Here is a 2,708-nt window from a genome sequence, read left to right as displayed (position 1 = left end):
CCTCACTTCCATGAAGCCATCAGAACCAATCTCGGAACTTCGCTGAAAATCTCTCTAAAAACACCTTCGGTGTTGTAAGGTTAAGCCTCACGGATCATTAGTACTGGTTAGCTCAATGCATCGCTGCACTTACACACCCAGCCTATCAACGTCTTAGTCTTAAACGTTCCTTCAGGGACCTTAAAGGCCCAGGGAAGACTCATCTTGAGGCAAGTTTCGCGCTTAGATGCTTTCAGCGCTTATCTTTTCCGCACTTAGCTACCGGGCAATGCCATTGGCATGACAACCCGAACACCAGTGGTGCGTTCACTCCGGTCCTCTCGTACTAGGAGCAACCCCTCTCAATCTTCCAACGCCCACGGCAGATAGGGACCGAACTGTCTCACGACGTTCTAAACCCAGCTCGCGTACCACTTTAAATGGCGAACAGCCATACCCTTGGGACCGACTACAGCCCCAGGATGTGATGAGCCGACATCGAGGTGCCAAACACCGCCGTCGATATGAACTCTTGGGCGGTATCAGCCTGTTATCCCCGGAGTACCTTTTATCCGTTGAGCGATGGCCCTTCCATTCAGAACCACCGGATCACTAAGACCTACTTTCGTACCTGCTCGAGCCGTCACTCTCGCAGTCAAGCTAGCTTATGCCTTTGCACTAACCTCACGATGTCCGACCGTGATTAGCTAACCTTCGTGCTCCTCCGTTACTCTTTGGGAGGAGACCGCCCCAGTCAAACTACCCACCAGACACTGTCCTCACCCCAGATTATGGGGCCGAGTTAGAACATCAAACATTAAAGGGTGGTATTTCAAGGATGGCTCCACGCAGACTGGCGTCCACGCTTCAAAGCCTCCCACCTATCCTACACATCAAGGCTCAATGTTCAGTGTCAAGCTATAGTAAAGGTTCACGGGGTCTTTCCGTCTTGCCGCGGGTACACTGCATCTTCACAGCGAGTTCAATTTCACTGAGTCTCGGGTGGAGACAGCCTGGCCATCATTACGCCATTCGTGCAGGTCGGAACTTACCCGACAAGGAATTTCGCTACCTTAGGACCGTTATAGTTACGGCCGCCGTTTACTGGGGCTTCGATCAAGAGCTTCGCCTTGCGGCTGACCCCATCAATTAACCTTCCAGCACCGGGCAGGCGTCACACCGTATACGTCCACTTTCGTGTTTGCACAGTGCTGTGTTTTTATTAAACAGTTGCAGCCAGCTGGTATCTTCGACTGGCTTCAGCTCCATCCGCAAGGGACTTCACCTACATGCCAGCGTGCCTTCTCCCGAAGTTACGGCACCATTTTGCCTAGTTCCTTCACCCGAGTTCTCTCAAGCGCCTTGGTATTCTCTACCTGACCACCTGTGTCGGTTTGGGGTACGATTTAATGTTACCTGATGCTTAGAGGATTTTCCTGGAAGCAGGGCATCAACTACTTCTGCACCGTAGTGCATCGTCATCACGCCTCAGGGTTAGTATGCAACCGGATTTACCAGGTCACACCCCCTACACGCTTAAACCGGGACAACCGTCGCCCGGCTAGCCTAGCCTTCTCCGTCCCCCCTTCGCAGTAACACCAAGTACAGGAATATTAACCTGTTTCCCATCGACTACGCTTTTCAGCCTCGCCTTAGGGGTCGACTCACCCTGCCCCGATTAACGTTGGACAGGAACCCTTGGTCTTCCGGCGAGCGGGCTTTTCACCCGCTTTATCGTTACTTATGTCAGCATTCGCACTTCTGATACCTCCAGCAACCCTCACAGGCCACCTTCAACGGCTTACAGAACGCTCCCCTACCCAACAACGCCTAAGCGTCGCTGCCGCAGCTTCGGTGCATGGTTTAGCCCCGTTACATCTTCCGCGCAGGCCGACTCGACCAGTGAGCTATTACGCTTTCTTTAAATGATGGCTGCTTCTAAGCCAACATCCTGGCTGTCTATGCCTTCCCACATCGTTTCCCACTTAACCATGACTTTGGGACCTTAGCTGGCGGTCTGGGTTGTTTCCCTCTTCACGACGGACGTTAGCACCCGCCGTGTGTCTCCCGTGATAACATTCTTCGGTATTCGGAGTTTGCATCGGTTTGGTAAGCCGGGATGGCCCCCTAGCCGAAACAGTGCTCTACCCCCGAAGATGAGTTCACGAGGCGCTACCTAAATAGCTTTCGGGGAGAACCAGCTATCTCCCGGTTTGATTGGCCTTTCACCCCCAGCCACAAGTCATCCGCTAATTTTTCAACATTAGTCGGTTCGGTCCTCCAGTTAGTGTTACCCAACCTTCAACCTGCCCATGGCTAGATCACCGGGTTTCGGGTCTATACCTTGCAACTAATCGCCCAGTTAAGACTCGGTTTCCCTACGGCTCCCCTATACGGTTAACCTTGCTACAAAATATAAGTCGCTGACCCATTATACAAAAGGTACGCAGTCACACCACGAAGGTGCTCCCACTGCTTGTACGTACACGGTTTCAGGTTCTATTTCACTCCCCTCGCCGGGGTTCTTTTCGCCTTTCCCTCACGGTACTGGTTCACTATCGGTCAGTCAGGAGTATTTAGCCTTGGAGGATGGTCCCCCCATGTTCAGACAGGGTTTCACGTGCCCCGCCCTACTCGTCTTCACTGAAATGGCCCTTTCAGATACAGGGCTATCACCTTCTATGGCCGCTCTATCCAGAGCGATTTCCTATAACCAAATCAGCTAAAGG

The 2,708-nt window shown here is 52.5% G+C and carries 1 rRNA gene; it reads right to left on the bottom strand.

The window, feature by feature from the left end:
* Window positions 1-76: 76 nt before the first annotated feature.
* Window positions 77-2,708: ribosomal RNA gene (locus ACFV9G_RS29735) — 23S ribosomal RNA — on the bottom strand; the annotation flags it as partial.

The organism is Nocardioides sp. NPDC059952 (genome assembly GCF_042730435.1).
Classification (GTDB): domain Bacteria; phylum Actinomycetota; class Actinomycetes; order Propionibacteriales; family Nocardioidaceae; genus Nocardioides.
Note: the sequence above shows the minus strand (reverse complement) of the source record. Positions and strands in the feature narration are given on the sequence as shown.